Here is a 17,361-nt window from a genome sequence, read left to right on the forward strand (position 1 = left end):
GATCTCGGGGCATCGGTGTGCGGTGGGTGGGACTACTTCGCCGCACCGGCGGTGAGGCCGGCGACGATCCGGCGCTGGAAGATCAGCACCATGATCACGAGCGGGATGGTGACCAGTACGCCCGCCGCCATCTGACTGCCGAACGGGGTCTCGAACTGGCTCGCTCCGGAGAACTTGGAGATGGCCACGGGGGCCGTCTGCATCTCCGGCTTGTTCGTCATCGACAGGGCGATGAGGAATTCGTTCCAGGCGGCGATGAAGGTGATGATCGCGGTGGTGAACATGCCCGGCGCGGCGAGCGGAATGATGATCCTGCGGAACGCCTGGCCGCGGGTACAGCCGTCGACCATGGCGGCGTGCTCCAGCTCCTGCGGCATCTGCCGGAAGAAGGCGGTCAGATTCCACACCGCGAGCGGCAGCGTGAAGGACATGCTGGGCACGATCATCGCCTGGTAGCTGTTGATCCAGCCGAAGTCGACGAACATCTTCAGCAGCGGGACCACGATCGACACCACGGGGAACATGGAGGTGGCGATGATCAGGGTGAGCACCACCCGCTTGAGCCGGAACTCCAGCCGCGCCATCGCGTAGGCGGTGAAGGTGGCCAGGACCAGCGCCACGGCGGTGGTGATGCCGGCCACCACGACGCTGTTGAGCAGCGCCCGGGTGAAGGACTCGGACGGGTCGAGGACCGCGAGGTAGTTCTCGAACGAAAGCCGGGTCGGAAAGGGGGAGTTGGCGAAGATGTCGGAGGTCCGCCGCAGACTGGAGACCAGCATCCAGTAGAACGGTGCCAGGCAGTAGGCGACGACCGCGGCGACCCCCGCGTACAGCAGTCCCTTGCGCAGTCTCGGGGAGAGGGTGTTCATGCCGCCACCTCCGTGCGTCGGCGCGAGCGCCACCGGCGGCGCAGGGGGGACGGGCCCTCGTCACCGACGACATCGGCGCCCAGCAGCCGGACGAAGGCCAGCGCGATCAGGAAGACATAGACGAAGAGGATCACCGCATAGGCCGCGGCGGGACCGAACCGCACGTTCGCCGCCTGGTCCTGGGCGAGCATGGACAGCGTCTCCACCGAGGTCTTCTGCGCGCCGATGAGGATGTACGGCAGGTCGAACATCCGCAGCGCGTCCAGCGTCCGGAACAGGACGGCCACCAGGAGTGCGGGCTTCACCAGCGGCAGGGTGATGTTCCAGAACTGGCGCAGCGCGCCCGCCCCGTCGATCTTGGCGGCCTCGTAGACCTCTTTGTCGATCACCTGCAATCCCGCCAGGACGAGCAGGCCGATGAAGGGTGCGGTCTTCCAGACATCGGCGATGATGACCGCGAGCTTGGCGTGGAACCCCTCGGTGGTCCACAGGATGTGCTGTCCGGTAAGGGCGTTGGCCACCCCGTCGCTGTTGAAGATCCAACGCCAGAGCAGACCGCTCACCGCGGTGGGGATGGCCCACGGCACCAGGATGCTGGCGCGGACCAGGGCGCGTCCCTGGAACGCACGGTGCATGATCAGCGCCATGGCGATGCCGATGACCGTTTCCAGCGCGACCGTGGTGACGGTCAGGAACGTGGTGTTCCAGAACGCGTTCCAGAAGCGTGCGCCGGCCGCGCCGAAGATCGCGCCGTAGTTCTGCAGCCCGACGAACGGGTCGGTCTCGTTGACGAATCCGGTCTTCGGGTTGAGGCCGGGAGTGCCGTACAGCGAGTCCTTGAGCGCCACGATCGTCGGGTAGAGCACCACGATCGTCAGCACCAGCAGCGTGGGGGAGACCAGCAGGGCCGCGAGCCGGCCGGAACCGGAGGTGGCCCGGGGCCGCCGCCGCGGGGGCCTGGCCGGTACGGACAGCGCGCGTGGCGCCGCCGGGTTCTGCGTTGTCACCATGGTGTGCTCCTCACTCCCCCGCAGACTGCTGCCGAAGGGTCTGCTGAAGGTCCTTCAGCGCCTGCGCGCTGCTCGTGCTGCCGGTCAGGGCCGCGTACGCCTGCTGCTGGATCGCCGCCGTGACATCGCCGTACCGGAAGACCCGGGGCCGCGGGACGGCGTGCAGGATCGACTGCTTGAGGGTGGGGAGGTACGGATACTGTTTGACCAGCTTCGGGTCCTTGTAGAGCGCGTCGTAGGTCGGCGCGCCCGGTGCGCGGGAGAGCGTGAACCGCTGGATCTCCTGGCTGGCGAAGAACTTCATGAAGTCGATCGCGGTCGCCTTGTTCTCCGCCGAGGCCGACAGGGCGACGTTGTGGCCGCCCAGGCTGGAGGCGCCGGGGCCGTTCAGACCGGGCAGCGGTGCGGCACGGAAGTGGCCGGCGACCTTGCTGGCGCCGTCCTTCTGCGCCATCAGGGGATACGCGTAGGGCCAGTTGCGCAGGAAGATCAGTTTTCCGGCCTGGAAGTCGCGGCGGCCGTCCTCCTCCTGGTAGGTGACGGCGTCCTTCGGGATCGTGCCGTCCCTGAACGAGTTGACCAGGAAATCCAGGCCCCGCTTCGCCTGCGGGGTGTCCACGTGCGGGGTGCCCTTGGCGTCGGTGACGACACCGCCCGCGGAGTTCACGGCCTCGGCGAAGTTGACCGTCAGGCCCTCGTACTTCTGGAACTGCCCCGCGTAACAGGACATCCCGCGCGCCTGGGGCAGTCGTTTCACCTTGGCGCAGTCCGCCTTCATCTCCGCCCAGGTGGCCGGCGGCCCGGCGATCCCGGCCTTCTTGAGGAGGTCGGTGCGGTAGTAGAGCATGCCGCCGTCCGAGCTCATCGGCAGCGCGTACAGACCGCCGCGGTACTTCCCGGTCTCGACGATCGGCTTGAGCATCTGCCGCAGCGGGAACCGCTCCTCCGGCAGCCGGTCGACCCAGCGGTGCGCGGCGAACTCCGAGGTCCACACGGCGTCGAGCGCCAGTACCGTATAGGCGTCGGACTTCGTCTGGGCGTTCTGGATCATCTGCTGGCGCTGGGCGTCGGGGTCCGTGGGCAGCTGGATGAAGGTGACCTTCTCCTTGGGGTGCCGCTTGTTCCAGCGGTCGATCACCGCCTGGACGGACCCGGAGGCGTCCTTGCCGGCGACGTAGGTGATGGGGCCGCGCCCCTCGAACGTGGGCCGTCCGCCGGCCTCGACGGTCCCGTTCGCGCCGCAGGCGGCGAGGGCGGCGAGCCCCACGAAGGCCGCGCCCGCGCTCCGCAGCGCTCTGGTGGTCCTGATCTTCACTGTCTCTCCTGGGGGTGCGAACCGGGGCGGTGGCCGGTCACTCGCTGAGAAGCCGCTCGCCGGGCCCGCCCGGCGCGACGGTCTCCAGCGCCTCGGGCAAAGGGCCGACCAGGACCAGGAACTCGCCGTCGGCGAGGTCCCGATGGAGCGCGTCGACCGCGGGCCGGTCGGCACCCGGATGGCACCGGGTGACCTCTTCGAAACTCACTGTGGTCATGCGGAAGCTCGTCCCTTCCCGGCAGCGGCAGCCGGATGGCATGGAGAGGCCTGCAGAGCGTTACTGATTACGCTGTCTCCGTCATCAAGTGGATGAACGGGCAGGTCAAGGAGGATGGAGGGTCGCTCCGAGCGGATATCGGTGACACCGCCGAGACAGCGCTTTCAAGCTAAGAGCGCCCTCAGGGGAAGTCAATGCGTTACGCCCAGGTAATGCGCTGGTCATTCGGCTGTACCGTGCAGCTTCCCGCAGGGAAAAACCGCCGAAATCCACCGTCTACGGTGGCCGTGACAGCGCTGTCATGAATACCCGGGGACTCGTGCTCACCGTGCTACCTTCCGTGCATGTCACCAGCTCAACGGCACCCCACGATGGCGGACGTGGCCGAACGCGCCGGCGTCTCCGCCTCCACCGTCTCGCGCGCCCTGCGTGGCTACGCCTCCGTCTCGGCCGAGGTCCGCGAGCGGGTCGAGCGCGCGGCCCGAGAGCTGAACTTCGCCATCTCCCGGCAGGCGGCCAGCCTGGTCACCGGCAAGACCGGGGTGGTGGCCGTGCTCGTACCGATACTGAAGTCCTGGTTCGTCGGCTCGGCGCTGGAAGGACTCGGGCCGGTGCTGCGCGCGGCCGGCCTGGAGCTGGTGGTCTACTACGTGCCCGACATGGCCGCGCGGGCCGACTTCTTCGAGCGCCTGCCCGCCCGCCGGAACGCCGACGCCCTGCTGGTGTTCTCCTTCGACCTCACCGAGGAGGAGAGCGCCCGCCTGGACGACCTGCAGATGCCGGTCATATACGTCAGCCAGCACGCCGAGGGCCGGGCGAGCGTGTACGTCGACGATGTGGCCGGGGCGCTCGCCGGAACCCGGCACCTGCTCAATCTGGGACACCGCCGGATCGCCTTCCTACGGGCGATCGGCGTCAGCGGCTTCACCTTCAGTTCCAACGAACGGCTGACCGGCTACCGCCAGGCACTCACCGAGGCGGGCATCCCGCCGGACGACGATCTGGTGGTCGGCGCCGTCCTGGGGCAGGACCGCACCGTCGTCGAGGCGGTCGGCCGGCTGCTCAGCCTGCAGCACCCGCCGACCGCCCTCTTCGTCGAGCAGGACGAGCTCGCCGTCGCGGTCCTGTCGACCCTGCGCAACAGCGGCTTCGACGTCCCCGAACGACTGTCCGTGCTCGGCTTCGACGACCACGACATCGCCCGCTGGGCGGGGCTCTCCACCATCGCCCAGTCACCCACGGACATCGGCCGCGCCGCCGGCGAGCTGGCCTGTGCGCTCATCGAAACCCCCGACGCCGACCGCACACGGCACATCGTCCTGCCCACGCATCTGATCCCCCGGGCGAGCACGGCCCCGCTCATGCCACCGTCCGCGGGGGACGAAGGGGCGCGAGGAGAAGCGCCTGCGGACGGGTCCGGTACCGCACCGGGGGCGTGAGCGACGAGGCCCTGGTCAACCGCTGCCGCTCGGGGAGGCGCACTCAGGTGGCGGCCCTACCGACGTCGTTCGAACCGGAATCAACTTCCTTGCCCAGCCTTCGAGGTGCGCGCAAATGACCGCCCCCATACGCTGGCATTAACGGCACATCGAGGCGCATGTCGCTGTCGTTTCATGTCGCTGTCGTTTCGATGTGTATGACCGGATGCTGAGTGTGGCTCCGTTGCCGACTCGTGCAAGGCAGTCGTCGAAGCCACGGCGTCCCCCAGGGAGATCGACCATGGCCAAGCGACCGGCCAACCGTCCGGCTTCGGTGTACGCACTGGCCGGAATCCGGCTCTTCAACGGCGTCACCGGCTTGCTGGCGCCGTCCTTGCTCATCCGACGCCTCGACCCTGACCACGAGCCCAGTCCGGCGGCCGTCTACGCCTTCCGGCTCTTCGGGATCCGGACGATCCTGCTCGGGATCGCCCTGCTGACCCACGACGGCGCCCGGCTGCGCCAGGACCTGCGCGAGGGCGTCCTCATCCACGGCAGTGACACCGCGACGGCCGCGATGCTCGGGATCCGCGGCCAGGTACCTCCGCGCACCGCCGCCCTGACCACCCTCATCTCGGCCACCAACACGGTACTGGCCGCCACCGGCCAGGACGCCGGGAACAGGCAGCGGAAGTGACCCGGGAGCCTGGTGCCCGCCCGGCCGAGCGGACCGCCGATGCCTTGATCTTCCCCCGTAATTCCGGCCTCTCGGTTGCCACAACGATCCACCGGAGCAACGCGCGGGCGAGCGAAGTGACCCTCCGCGATGCGGCGCGCAACCGGGACGAGACGCGACGAAAGCCACCCGACCAGGACTGAGCTAAGGAGCACCGCGATGGGCACGCAACGACGCACCACCCCCCGGCGGCCGCCCGCCGGCTACCGTACGTCCCTCCCGTGGCGGATCGTCACCGGCATATCCACCGCCGTCGACCGGCGCATCGGCTGGGACAAACTCCCGGTACTTCCGGGCCTGTTGACCCTCTTCGGCCTGCGCGTCAGGCTCCGGCAGAAGAACCTCCACGACACCACCGCACTGCCGTCCGTCAACCGTCCCGATCCCGCTCCGCCCTCACCGAGCCACCGGGTCAACCGCACCGCCGACGGCAGTCACAACGACCTCGGCGCACCCCGCATGGGCATGGCGGGAAGCCGCTTCGGCCGCAACATCCCACTGGACCGCATCGTTCCGGGCACCGCCGAGTCCATCCTGTCCCGGCCGAACCCGCGAGAGGTCAGCCGGGCGCTCCTCACCCGCAACGAGATGATCGCCGCCGAGTCGGTCAACTCCCTGGTCTCCGCCTGGCTCCAGTTCATGATCCGTGACTGGTTCAGCCACGGTACGAGCCCGACCGAACGCCCCTGGGAAGTCCCGCTCGTCGTCGACGACCCCTGGCCGGAGCGCCCGATGCGGATCATGCGGACACCCGACGACCCGACCCGGGACCCGCAGGCCCCCGCCGGGACACCCGACACCCGCGTCAACGTCAACTCCCACTGGTGGGACGCCTCGCAGATCTACGGGTCCACCGAGGAGGAGCAACGCCGGCTCAGGACGGGCGAGTTGGGCAAGCTCCACCTCTGGAACAACGGGAAGTCCCCGGCTTCCCAGGACCCGGCCACCGACCCGTCGCTCGTGCCGGGCTTCTGGCTGGGCCTCGCGATGATGCAGAACCTGTTCTCCCACGAGCACAACGCGATCTGCGACCATCTGCACGCCGCCTATCCGTCGTGGGGTGACGAGGAACTCTTCCAGCGCGCGCGGCTCGTCAATGCCGCACTGCTCGCCAAGATCCACACCGTGGAATGGACACCTGCCGTCATCAGCCACCCCACCACCGTCAAGGCACTGCGGGCGAACTGGTGGGGCATCGCGGGCGAGCGGGTCCACGACCTCTTCGGCCGGATCAGCGAGAGCGAGGTCATCAGCGGCATCCCCGGCGGCCGGGCCGACCACTACGGCATCCCGTACGCGCTCACCGAGGAGTTCGTGGCCGTCTACCGTATGCACCCCCTCGTCCGGGACGACTGGCATCTGCGGTCCGCCGCGGACGACGCCACACTGGGCGAGCGGACCTTCCGGGAGATCGCCGGCCCGGAGGCGCTGAAGGTCCTGGAAACCGTGCCCATGGCCGATCTCCTCTACAGCTTCGGAACCCTCCACCCAGGCCTCGTGACCCTGCACAATTTCCCGAAGTTCCTGCAGGAATACGAGCGTCCCGACGGCCATCTGCAGGACCTGGCCGCCACCGACATCCTGCGCAGCCGCGAACTCGGCGTCCCCCGCTACAACGAATTCCGCCGACTGCTGAGGCTGAAGCCCGCGCAGAGCTTCGAGGAACTGACGGACAATCCGGCATGGGCACGGGAGATCCAACAGCTCTACGGTGACGACATCGAAAAGGTCGACCTGACGGTCGGCATGTACGCGGAGAAGCTCCCCAAGGGATTCGCCTTCAGCGACACGGCATTCCGCATCTTCATCCTGATGGCCTCCCGCCGGCTGAACAGCGACCGCTTCTTCAACGAGTACTACACGCCCGAGGTGTACTCCAAGGCCGGTATGGCCTGGATCGACGACAACTCCATGGTCACCGTCCTGCTGCGCCACCACCCCGAGCTGCGTACCGCCCTCGCAGGCCTGAACAACGCGTTCGTGCCCTGGCACACCGCCCAGGCGACACGACGGGAGGAAGGACGGGAGGAATAGCCCATGACCATCCGCATCGCCACGTTCAACACCGAAAACCTCTTCCAACGACCCCGGGCCCTCGCCCTCGCCGACGAAGAAGAACGACGCAAGACCCTGGAGGACTTCGCCGCGCTGGTCGCCCTCCTCGATCACCCGACGTACTCGTCCGAGGACAAGCAGGCCATCGTCGAAATCCTCGAGAAATACGATGTCGCCGATTCCCAGTCGAAGACCCGGCCGTTCCTGGTGAACGAGACCCGCGGCGGCGCCAAGCTCTTCGTGGTGAGACAGGGCGGGGCACTCGACATCGTCGCCGACGGCCGGGCTGAATGGGTAGGTTGGGCCGAGCTCATTCGCGATGACATCCAACGCGAGACCGTCGAGAACACCGGCCGGGTGATCGCCGAGGTCGACCCCGACGTCCTGCTCACGGTCGAGGTCGAGGACCGGCTCACCCTCCAGCGTTTCAACGAGCAGGTGCTGGCCGATCTGATGGGCAACAAACGGTATCCGTTCAACATGTTGATCGACGGCAACGACAGCCGCGGTATCGACGTCGGACTGTTCAGCCGATTCCCCATCGTCTCCCTCCGGTCGCACCTGTTCGACACCACCCCCGACGGCCGGCCCGTCTTCAGCCGGGACTGCCCGGAGTTCGAGATCGAATTCAAGGACGGCAAGACGCTGTGGATCCTGGGCAACCACTTCAAGAGCAAGGGATTCGGCAATCCCACCGACACCGCCAACAAGCGCAAGGCCCAGGCCGAGCGGGTCACCCAGCTCTACGATGCGGCGCTCCAGCGCTCCCCACGCGTCGTGGTCGCCGGAGACCTCAATGACTCCCCGGACAGTGCACCGCTCCAGTCACTCCTGGCCACGAACCTGAAGGACGCGATGTCCCACAGCAGCTACGCGGGCGCACCAGGCACCTTCGGAACCGGCCAGTCCCCCAAGCAGAAGATCGACTACCTGATGTTCTCGCCCGAACTGTGGGACCAGGTCCAGGCAGTGGACGTGGAACGCCGCGGAATCTTCGCGCCCCACACCTTCAAGTCGTTCCCCACCGTGACCTCCAAGGAGACCGAGGCCTCCGACCACGGTGCGCTCTACGCGGACCTCGACATATGAGGAGCCGGACGGCGCCTGCTTGAACTGCGGGCGACCCGCGGACCGCATGGTGTGTGTCCGTACCGGGCGTTGCCCACGTCCGGTACGGACAGCACTGTCAGACCCCGTCGATACGCTCATGGCGTCGCATCCACCCATCGGACCGCCGCCCGCGGAGACGTCATGAGCAGCAGCGCCTATTCCCCCATACCGGAACTCAACCGCCTCAAGGAGTTCGAGGAGCGTGTGGAAGGCGAGCCCTTCTCCGACGGATTTGAGCTCTTCCCCTACGGCAGGGTCGCCAGCCTGGGCCCGAACCCACCCGCCGAAATGCGGGCCCGTCTCATCCCGTTCGCCCAGGCCACCCACTCCGGCTCCTTCTACGCCCTGTGGACGTGCGACGACCGGGCGGACCTCGCCACCCTGCCGGTGATCTTCTGCGGGGACGAGGGCGACCTGTTCATCGCCGCGCGCAATGTGCGGGAACTCTTCCGTCTGCTCGCCGCCGACGATGCCGATGACCCGGACGACGTGCCCGCCCGGGACGCCTATGTCAGCTGGCTCAAGGACACCTTCGACTTGACGCCTGCCGAGGACCCCGGCGCTGTGTACGACGCAGCCCTCTCGGAGTACGGCCGCGCCTTCTGTGACTGGTGGCTGACGTTCGACGACGAGGACGGCATCATCGCCGACCTGCTGGAGGAAGTGGCGGAAGGGGAGGACTCCCACCAGGACACCGCGCTGTGAGACCCATGAACGAGGTATCCGAATGGGTGCTCCTCCTCTTCGTCACGGCCGGGCGATGGACATAGGTGTCGCCGGGAGCGCCCCGACAACAAGGCACTCCCGAATGGCAACACCATGCACTCACTGCACTCACTGCACTCCCCGCACCCTCCGCACACTCTTCGGTTCACCGCCGAGTCGTCCTCCAACGGCATGATCGAACGCGACTTCACCATGGGTGACGTGCCCGGCGTTCTCTGGTCGCCGGCTTCCGGTGCCGTTGGCGCACCGCTGGTCCTCATGGGCCATGGCGGCGGCAACCACAAGAAGCATCCGGCGATGGCCGGCCGCGCCCACCTCCTCGTGACCGGCTGCGGCTTCCATGTCGCCGTCATCGACGCGCCCGGTCACGGCGACCGGCCGCGCACAGCACACGACGAGCAGGAGATCGCCGCGCTGTTCCAGGCGAGGGCGGCGGGCGAGCCGGAAGGCCCGATCGTCGTGCGCTACAACGCCCACCTGGCGGAGCGCGCCGTGCCCGAGTGGCAGGCAACCCTGGACGCCCTCCAGGCACTTCCGGAGATCGGCGCCGACGAGCCGGTCGGCTACTTCGGCATCAACATGGGCACCGTGATCGGAGTACCGCTTGTGGCAAGCGAACCCAGGATCACCGCCGCGGTCCTCGGCCAGCACTGGCCCGATGCCCTGGCCGAGAAGGCGAGGCAGATCACCATCCCGATCGAGTTCGACCTGCAGTGGGACGACGAGTACATCCCCCGCGAGGCCGGTCTTGCGCTGTTCGACGCCTTCGCCTCGAAGGAGAAGACGCTGCACGCCAACGCGGGCAGGCACAAGGAACTGCCCAGGTTCGAGGCCGACAGCGCGGTCCGCTTCTTCGCCCGGCACCTCGGCCGGACCGTCACCTCGTCGGACTGAAGCCGAACTGAGCTGACGTGACGTGAGGGGTATCGGCGTCCGGTTTGCCGGTCGGGCGCCGATACCGCTGCACCGGGTGCGCAGAGTGGCTCATCGGCGTGCCGCTCCATGCACCCAGCGCGGAGAGAACACCACATGGAACTCATCCTGCGACTGCGGATGCAGTCCCTGCCGCGCGGAGAAGTCCCGGCAGACGTGGTAGTTGCAACCGGGCCCCGGAAGGTACAGCTCGGTCGCCGCAGCGGGCGGGCCCTCCTTCGTCACGGCGAAGAAGGGTGGAGCCGATTCCCGGAACGCCCTGGTCGTGCCGGTCAGGAACAGCGTCTCGGCGTGGAGGTGCCAGCGCAGCAGGTTCCCGTTCCGCTGGTCGCCCGCGGCGCCCGGGGTCGCGTGACCGGTCTTCCGGTCGGGCAGCACATCACTCTCCGGGACGCCGGCGGTCCGTAGTTCGCGGGGAGCGTTTCCCGCGCTGATGCACTGGCGCAGCCGCTTCCAGCGGGACGGCCGGAACTGCAACGACCGGTGGGCCAGTACGAGATCGAGTGGCCTCTCATCCCGCCAGCCGGTTCCGGGCGCGGTCGGGGTGGCGCGCATCGGCAGATGGACCAACGACCGCGGGGACCGCGCCGCGAGCAGCCACAACGTGCCGATGCGTCGACCATCCGTCCGGTCCACATATATCTCGTACCGGTGACCGGTCTCGTACAGGGCCGCATTGTTCAGGGGTGCCACTGGGCGGATCACCCGGAATTCCTCGCCACCCAGCCGCACCCGCTGCACAGCGATCTTGACCCGCAGGCCGTCCCGTCCGATTGCGGCCCTCGACGCAGTCACCCTGCTGTGCCTGGAGTCAGACTGCCGCGTACGTGCCCCGCCCGGGACGGGTCACCAGCTTCTGCTGCTTCGCCACACGGTCGAGGGTGTTGCGCACGGACTCGATCTGCCCCGGCGTGGCCTCCCGGCCCAGGGCCGCGTTGATTTCACGGGCGCGCATCGGCGCGCCGGCGTTCCTGAGCACGGTGAGCGCAGCATCGATGAGCTTGCCCGCGCCCTCGTCGGCCGGCCGGTCGGCAGCGGCCCGCTTCGAAGCAGCCTTCTTCGCCTTCGGCCGCACAGTCGCAGCAGTCTTCTTGGTCGCCTTCGCCGCCACCTTCTTCGCCGCCGCCTTCTTGGCATTGCGCTTCTTGGCGGTGCTGGACGTCGCGGTGCCGGACTTGGCGCGCGAAGACGACGCGGCACGTGGCTGGGGCACGGCAGAGGCTGCACGCACCGGCTCTTCGGCCGCCTCCGGCGTGACAGTTGCGAGGGGCTCTGCGGCGTCCTGGCCGGCGCCGTCTGCCGGTTCGCTCGCGCCGTCTTCCTCGGGTGCCGCGTCCGGTACGGCAGGGGCGGGCGAAGACTGGCCGGCAGGAGCAGCGGCGCCGGTCAGAACGCGCAGGTGCTCCAGGGCCTCGCGGGTGGACCGCACCCGTTGGACCACCCCTTCGAGCTGCTCCCGCAACCGCCTTTCCCGCTCCTCAAGTTCCGGCAGCGTGCTGGTGAGACTTTCGATGGTCTGGAGGAGAACCGAGTCAGTCATGCGAACGGAGTCAGTCATGCGCTTCCTAACCTCACAGCGATGAGCGTGATCGCAAGTCACCGTACCGTCCCAACAGCCACAAAGCACGTGGTGAGGTGGTGCCCCTTTCGAGTGGGCGGTGCGGCGAGCGGTGTCGTCAACTGATCCGCAGCACATGCGTACGTAATCGATGACTGCGCACGGAGGCGATGCCTGTCCCCGGGGGCGATGCCTGCGCCGCGACCGAAGCGCACCCTCCGCCCGCCAGTCATGCCGGGCGGAGAACGTCTGGTCCGGGGGCGGCGCGGGCAAGCGATGGGTCCGCCCCGCTACTGTTCCTCCCAGGTGTATTCGTGCATCAGGGAATCAATATCGGGGGCCCGCAACAGGACTTCCAGGCCCAACTCCCGGGGGAGGATATGGCCCTCCGGCCACAGGGAAGTGTCACCGGAAACCTGGATTTCCCGCAATTCGTCACTGGTGGAGACCGCGAGGTTGTAGAAGGTATCGTCCTTCATCAGGGTCGCCGTGGAATAATCCGCACCGACCGTGACGATCAGGACTTCGTCGCCGAGGTCGTTCCAAGTGAAGGTCGGGGAGGCGAGTTCCTTGGCCTCTCGATAGACGCGTGGCAGGTCTTCCCGCTCGACGATGCGCGTCTCGTGCGTGGGCACCCAGGTCTCGTATTTTACGTGCATGTGGATCCACCTATGCCAAGACGTATTTGCCGCCCCTAGTATAGGTCCCGTGTAGTCCGTTCGGGCCGTATACGTGCAAGGCGTCAAGGTCCAGCCAGCGCCCGTACCCCGCCATGCTGTTGCGGCAGAAGTTGCATGGGTCGCGGTCGAGGTAGAGCCGTGCCGTCCCTCCGGTTTGCCCCCGGGCCATGGCCTGCGAGAACACGTCTCCTTCGGCATGGTCCTCGAACGACAGACGGGAAATTCCGTTTCCCGCACCGGGATAGGGAACAGGGCGCGGTATTCGGCCATTTTGGCCATACAGGGGATCGTGCCCATCCATGTCCAGCCGGCCCAGAGTACTCATCGGTTTCTGGGTGTCGTTGGCGATGGCCGGCATGTTCATATCGGCTCGCAGCTTCGCCAGGTCCGCCTGTGCGGCCGTGTTGCAGGGACTGAGGCCCAACGGGTCGACGGCGGTGTGCGGGTTCGCCACATACGTGGAAGGGTTCGGGGCGGGTTCGAGTCCGAGTGGATCGGTGGACAGATAACGCCCGGTCTCCGGATCGTAATGCCGGAAGTAGTTGTAGTGCAGGGCGGTTTCGGCATCGAAGTACTGACCGGGGAACCGTAAGGGCGTGTAGGCGGAGGCGTGGCGATTCCACGTGGTGGTGCCCCAGAGGGTGGTACGGGTGTGCCAGGCGATCTCGCCCGATTCCGATACGAGTTCCGTGGGAGCGCCCACCAGATCGGTGACGATGGCGAAGAAGCGCTCGTCGATCACGGATTGCGGAGCGGCCGCCAGCGAGGAGTGCCCGGTCGGACCGACAGCCGGGTCTTCGCCCGGAGCGGGGACCTTGCGTTCTGTCTGTGCCACAGGTACGAGACCGTTGTGGTCCCATGTGAGGGCGGTAGCGGTGGGCGTTTCGGAGGTGCGCGTGACCTGCTCGACGAGAACCGAACCGTCCCAGGTGAATTCGGTGCGCTCGACCGGCGTCGCGTTGTCCTGGGCCAGTCGCTCCTTGGCGATGCGCCGGCCCAGCGGATCGTAGACATAGCGCCACTGCGTACCGTCCGGGGTGGTGACGGACGCGAGACGGTCTTCCACGTCCCAGGAGTAGCGCCAGGTAGCGGGCTTGCGGGACAGCCGGGTGCGCTGGCGGAGGGTGACGCGGCCGAGGGCGTCGTGCTCGTAGCGCACCGATCCGGCACGGGCGAGGCGGGTGCCGTCGTAGGTCCGTTCGCCGCGCGCCGCGGAGCCTGGATGCCGGTCGGGCCATTCGGCGTGTGTCTGGTTGCCGGCTTCGTCGTAGGCGTAGGACTCCGACCAGTCGACCGCCCGAACGGTGACCACGCGGCCGGCCGCGTCATGTGTGAACCGCCGTGTGCTGTCGGCCAGTTGGTCGTGGCAGGTGTGGAGGGTGCCGTCGGCCTGGTAGGCGTAGGCGCGTCGTTGCAGTGGTGTGGTGTGGCGGGCCCCGGTCAGTGTCTGGCTGGTGAGCCGGCCGGCGGGATCCCAGTCGCTGGCCAGTGTGACGATGTCGTCCAGTTGCCGGAGGCTCTCCCGCCCGGACGGGTCGTGGGTGAAGGTGAGGGAGTGGCCGGCGGCGTCGAGGACGGTGCGGTTGCCTGCGGCGTCGTAGCGGTAGGTCGTGGTGGCGCCGATGGGAGTGGTGCGGCGGACCGGACGTCCCAGGAGGTCGTAGGCGGTCGACACCGTGCGGCCGTTGACGGTCTCCGAGGTGACGAGGCCCAGGGCATCGCGCTCGTACGTGACGGTGGCATCGGGCCCTGCGGCCAGGAGCAGGGCACCGGCCGCATCGTAGGTGTACGTGGTGCTGCGCCCGGCGGTGTCCTTACGGGTGATACGGCCACAGGCATCACGGTGGTAGGCGGTGGTGACACCCAAGGCGTTGGTGCGGGTCGCGAGAAGGCCGTTGTGGTCGTGGGTGTACGTCACGACACGGCCGTCGAAGTCGCTCTCGGAGACCAGACGTCCGGCCGCGTCGTATGTGTAGTCCCAGGTCAGGCCCTGAGGGTTGGTCACCTGGGTAAGTCGGAGACGAGCGTCGTGGGTGAAGGTGTACCGAGCGCCGTCGGGATCCGTGCGGACGGCCAAGAGGTCGAAGTGGGTGTAGGCGAAGCGGGTGAGGCGACCTGAGGCGTCGGTGTGGGTGAGGCAGTTGCCTTCGCCGTCGTAGGTCCACTCCTGGGTGGCGCCCGTGGGATCCGTGCAGGTGGCGAGGTGGCCGGTAGCGGTCCAGGTGTAGTGGGTGGTGGCCCCCAGCGGGTCGGTGACGGCGATGACGCGGCCGAAGCCGTCACGGCGGTACCGGCTGACCGCACCGAGAGGATCGGTGACGGCCTGCGGCAGGCCGGTCGGATCGCAGCTGACGTGGATGGTCCGGCCGAGGGCGTCGGTGACGGCGCTGAGCCCGCCGCGCTCGTCGTAGGCATAGCGAGTGGCGGCGCCGGCAGGGTCGATACGGGCGGTGCGGTTGCCACGGGCGTCATACTCCTGACGCCAGACGCTCCCGTCCGGCCCGGTCAGCGTGACGGGCAGACCGAGGTCGTTGTAGGACGCGGTGGTGTGCGTGCCATCGGGATGGGTGACCGAGACGAGGTGGCCGTAGTCGTCGTAGGCGTACCGTGTGGTGTTCCCGAGCGGGTCGATGACCGCCGTCGCACGGTCCGCGGCGTCGCGTTCGGTCCGGGTGGTGTTGCCGAGCGGGTCGGTGATCGCGATGACTTGGAGCCGCTCATTGACGACGTACCGGGTGACGGCGCCCTGGACATCGGTGAGCGTGGTGGTGCGGTGGCCGCGCTCCGCATCGGGCTCGCTGTAGGTGAACCGGTTGGCCAGGTGGCCGTCCGCCCCGGACTGGGTGAGGCAGCGGTGGTGGCGGTCGTAGGTGTACTCGTAGCGTGAGGCGTGGGAGTCGACCCAGGCGGTCATCCGGTGCTCGGTGTCGTACTCGAAATGTGTCACCGCACCGGCGGAGTTGGTGACGGTGGTGAGGTCGCCGGACTCGTCGTAGCCGTAGGACTTCACGAGCTGGTCCGCGCCGTCCTCGGCCGCGCCCACCAGGTGAAGTGCGGTGAGGCGCCCCTCCTCGTCGCAGGTCAGTTTCAGCTCGTAGCCGGCACTGTGCCGGATCGCGTACGGGATTCCGGTCTCATCGGCGTAGTCGAAGGTGATCCGGTTGCCGTTGCGGTCCGTGATCTCGTCGGGCAGGGCGATTCCGGGGGCATGCGAGGCGTCGCTGAAGTAGCGGGTGTGCCCCGTTTCCGGATCGTTGACCGCCCAGTCACCCTGGGGTGTGCGCATCAGCGGCCATCGCGGACCGTCCTTCGGCCACACCCGCTCACCGGTCTCCGGAAGCGGATACTGCAGCAGCATCCCGGTCTCGGTGACGAAGACGACGCCGGCGTCGTCCACCTCCAGCCGTTGGTCGACGCTGGAGGACCACGACGGGCCGAAGTGCCGGCCGATCCGGGTCGAGGACTCGTATTTCCGGGTGAAGTTCAGCGGGAGAACACCAGGCAGGGCGATATCGGTCTGGGACAGGAAGACCTTCCCCGAAGCCAGGTCGACCGGATCGGTGCCGTCGGTGCATTTGCCGGCGTCGCTCCGGGTTTTGTCCTGGGGATGGCCGGCTTCGGCTTCGCTCCGGGCGCCGCCTGAGCCGGCGCCCCTGCCGGCACGGCCGCCGCCTGTCGAATGCGGGGCGTGCGGCATGTCTTCCTTGCCGCCCTTGAGGATCTTCTCGAGTTCCGCGGCGTGCTTGGCGTCGTTCTCGGCATGGTTGGTGGCGACCTTCTTCAGCCGGTCACCCGCGCCGTGGTACAGGTCCTGCACGGCCTTGCTGGCGTCCTTGGCCAGAGTCTTGCCGAGCTTTTCGGCGCCGTCTTCGAGCGCCTTGACGATCCGGTTGCTCATTCGAAGCTCACCCCCGCGGCCTTGGCCTCGAAATCGGCGGCATGCGACGCGACCGTGCGTGCATGGCCGCGGAGCAATTCGGCGCGCGAGTGCAACTCCTCGGGATGAATGGAAAAGCTCTCCCCGGCGCCACCGCCACCGCCACCGCCCCCTTCCCCGGCGGAGACACCGAGTGCCGACTCCGCGGCCTGGAAGACCATCCCGCCCACCGCTTTGCCTACCACCTCCACCAAGGGGTCGATGGCAGCCTCGATGACCTGGCCGATGATGTACTGCTCGAGTTGCTGCTCCAGGAAATTCACGAGTTTCCTGGCCGCCGCCACGACCAGCGCCTCGGCTGCCTCCGCGGCCCCGAGGGTGACCGCTGCGGCCGCCTGGTCGGCGATGAAAGTGATCGCCAGCGCGATGAGTTCGCCGATCGCCGCCACCTTCATCGCCACGATGGTGTCCGCCGCGAGGTCCAATGCGGTCGCCACTGTGTGACAGGCGGTGACCAGCTCCGACATGTGGCTGTCGGACAATTGCCCCCACTTGGCCAGCAGCGCCTCGTACGACCTGCCCTGGTACACCTCGCCCAGCTGGTTGATCGTCGTGGTCGAGTCCTTGTGGGTGTCGTCCACCTTCTGCGCGAAGTCCCGTACATGAGACGCGAACTCGCGGACCTTGTCCTCATTGACGTTCGGCCAGTTCACCCCGATGAACTGCAGGAACGACACCACCGCATCAGGTAGCTCAATAGCCATACCGACCCCCCGCAGCAGTATCCGGACCAGCGCGCCGGAGGACTCTCAAGGTGACGCAAGAGAGCGGCAAAGGCTCGATCTGGTGAGCGTCAG

The 17,361-nt window shown here is 67.8% G+C and carries 14 protein-coding genes and 1 pseudogene; 6 read left to right on the forward strand and 9 right to left on the reverse strand.

All coding sequences use genetic code 11. The annotated features are described in order from the left end of the window. Positions 1-32: 32 nt before the first annotated feature. From ACFV1J_RS00960 to ACFV1J_RS00975, 4 genes and pseudogenes are all read right to left on the reverse strand, one after another. The gene (locus tag ACFV1J_RS00960) at positions 33-869 is read right to left on the reverse strand and encodes a carbohydrate ABC transporter permease (RefSeq protein ID WP_385855057.1); all 837 of its coding nucleotides are present in this window, start codon (positions 867-869) and stop codon (positions 33-35) included. After that, positions 866-1,879: a carbohydrate ABC transporter permease gene (locus ACFV1J_RS00965; RefSeq protein ID WP_385855058.1), complete on the reverse strand. Its 1,014-nt coding sequence runs from the start codon at positions 1,877-1,879 to the stop codon at positions 866-868. Before ACFV1J_RS00965 ends, ACFV1J_RS00960 begins: the two co-directional genes overlap by 4 nt. A gap of 10 nt (positions 1,880-1,889) precedes the next feature. Beyond that, positions 1,890-3,194: an ABC transporter substrate-binding protein gene (locus ACFV1J_RS00970; RefSeq protein WP_385855059.1), complete on the reverse strand. Its 1,305-nt coding sequence runs from the start codon at positions 3,192-3,194 to the stop codon at positions 1,890-1,892. Between the two features lie 100 nt (positions 3,195-3,294). After that, positions 3,295-3,411, reverse strand: a pseudogene (locus ACFV1J_RS00975) (sugar ABC transporter ATP-binding protein); the annotation flags it as partial. Between the two features lie 344 nt (positions 3,412-3,755). Here ACFV1J_RS00975 and ACFV1J_RS00980 point away from each other — a divergent pair. The 6 genes from ACFV1J_RS00980 to ACFV1J_RS01005 all read left to right on the forward strand — a co-directional run bounded on the left by ACFV1J_RS00980 (position 3,756) and on the right by ACFV1J_RS01005 (position 10,350). Beyond that, positions 3,756-4,850, forward strand: coding sequence for a LacI family DNA-binding transcriptional regulator (locus ACFV1J_RS00980; RefSeq protein WP_385855060.1), 1,095 nt, complete (start codon positions 3,756-3,758; stop codon positions 4,848-4,850). A gap of 280 nt (positions 4,851-5,130) precedes the next feature. Then, positions 5,131-5,526 (forward strand): hypothetical protein, encoded by a 396-nt coding sequence (locus ACFV1J_RS00985; protein WP_385855061.1) that lies wholly within the window; start codon positions 5,131-5,133, stop codon positions 5,524-5,526. A 198-nt stretch (positions 5,527-5,724) separates the two neighbouring features. Beyond that, on the forward strand, positions 5,725-7,599 hold the full coding sequence (locus ACFV1J_RS00990; RefSeq protein WP_385855062.1) for a peroxidase family protein: 1,875 nt from the start codon (positions 5,725-5,727) through the stop codon (positions 7,597-7,599). A gap of 3 nt (positions 7,600-7,602) precedes the next feature. Further along, complete coding sequence (locus ACFV1J_RS00995; RefSeq protein WP_385855063.1) at positions 7,603-8,709, forward strand: endonuclease/exonuclease/phosphatase family protein; 1,107 nt, start codon at positions 7,603-7,605, stop codon at positions 8,707-8,709. A 162-nt stretch (positions 8,710-8,871) separates the two neighbouring features. Then, positions 8,872-9,435 carry a hypothetical protein gene (locus ACFV1J_RS01000; RefSeq protein WP_385855064.1) on the forward strand — a complete coding sequence of 188 codons (564 nt, stop codon included), beginning with the start codon at positions 8,872-8,874 and terminating at the stop codon, positions 9,433-9,435. 114 nt (positions 9,436-9,549) lie between these two features. Beyond that, complete coding sequence (locus ACFV1J_RS01005) at positions 9,550-10,350, forward strand: alpha/beta hydrolase (RefSeq protein ID WP_385855065.1); 801 nt, start codon at positions 9,550-9,552, stop codon at positions 10,348-10,350. Positions 10,351-10,440: 90 nt separating this feature from the next. Here the strand turns inward: ACFV1J_RS01005 and ACFV1J_RS01010 are convergent, their stop codons facing one another. The 5 genes from ACFV1J_RS01010 to ACFV1J_RS01030 all read right to left on the reverse strand — a co-directional run bounded on the left by ACFV1J_RS01010 (position 10,441) and on the right by ACFV1J_RS01030 (position 17,241). Further along, complete coding sequence (locus tag ACFV1J_RS01010; protein WP_385855066.1) at positions 10,441-11,184, reverse strand: hypothetical protein; 744 nt, start codon at positions 11,182-11,184, stop codon at positions 10,441-10,443. Positions 11,185-11,200: 16 nt separating this feature from the next. Continuing rightward, the gene (locus tag ACFV1J_RS01015) at positions 11,201-11,947 is read right to left on the reverse strand and encodes a hypothetical protein (protein WP_385855067.1); all 747 of its coding nucleotides are present in this window, start codon (positions 11,945-11,947) and stop codon (positions 11,201-11,203) included. A gap of 290 nt (positions 11,948-12,237) precedes the next feature. Beyond that, the gene (locus tag ACFV1J_RS01020) at positions 12,238-12,582 is read right to left on the reverse strand and encodes a hypothetical protein (RefSeq protein ID WP_385855068.1); all 345 of its coding nucleotides are present in this window, start codon (positions 12,580-12,582) and stop codon (positions 12,238-12,240) included. Between the two features lie 34 nt (positions 12,583-12,616). After that, positions 12,617-16,525 carry a DUF6531 domain-containing protein gene (locus ACFV1J_RS01025; protein ID WP_385855069.1) on the reverse strand — a complete coding sequence of 1,303 codons (3,909 nt, stop codon included), beginning with the start codon at positions 16,523-16,525 and terminating at the stop codon, positions 12,617-12,619. After that, positions 16,522-17,241, reverse strand: coding sequence for a WXG100 family type VII secretion target (locus ACFV1J_RS01030; protein ID WP_385855070.1), 720 nt, complete (start codon positions 17,239-17,241; stop codon positions 16,522-16,524). The genes ACFV1J_RS01025 and ACFV1J_RS01030 overlap by 4 nt, the downstream gene beginning before the upstream one ends. Positions 17,242-17,361 lie beyond the last annotated feature (120 nt).

Source organism: Streptomyces sp. NPDC059649, assembly GCF_042734445.1.
Lineage (GTDB): Bacteria > Actinomycetota > Actinomycetes > Streptomycetales > Streptomycetaceae > Streptomyces.

Coding starts and splice junctions, on each gene's coding strand:
- ACFV1J_RS00990 (WP_385855062.1), top strand. CDS start 5,725: ATGGGCACGCAACGACGCACCACCCCCCGGCGGCCGCCCGCCGGCTAC.
- ACFV1J_RS00985 (WP_385855061.1), top strand. CDS start 5,131: ATGGCCAAGCGACCGGCCAACCGTCCGGCTTCGGTGTACGCACTGGCC.
- ACFV1J_RS01015 (WP_385855067.1), bottom strand. CDS start 11,947: ATGACTGACTCCGTTCGCATGACTGACTCGGTTCTCCTCCAGACCATC.
- ACFV1J_RS01025 (WP_385855069.1), bottom strand. CDS start 16,525: ATGAGCAACCGGATCGTCAAGGCGCTCGAAGACGGCGCCGAAAAGCTC.
- ACFV1J_RS01000 (WP_385855064.1), top strand. CDS start 8,872: ATGAGCAGCAGCGCCTATTCCCCCATACCGGAACTCAACCGCCTCAAG.
- ACFV1J_RS00980 (WP_385855060.1), top strand. CDS start 3,756: ATGTCACCAGCTCAACGGCACCCCACGATGGCGGACGTGGCCGAACGC.
- ACFV1J_RS00995 (WP_385855063.1), top strand. CDS start 7,603: ATGACCATCCGCATCGCCACGTTCAACACCGAAAACCTCTTCCAACGA.
- ACFV1J_RS01005 (WP_385855065.1), top strand. CDS start 9,550: ATGCACTCACTGCACTCACTGCACTCCCCGCACCCTCCGCACACTCTT.
- ACFV1J_RS00960 (WP_385855057.1), bottom strand. CDS start 869: ATGAACACCCTCTCCCCGAGACTGCGCAAGGGACTGCTGTACGCGGGG.
- ACFV1J_RS00965 (WP_385855058.1), bottom strand. CDS start 1,879: ATGGTGACAACGCAGAACCCGGCGGCGCCACGCGCGCTGTCCGTACCG.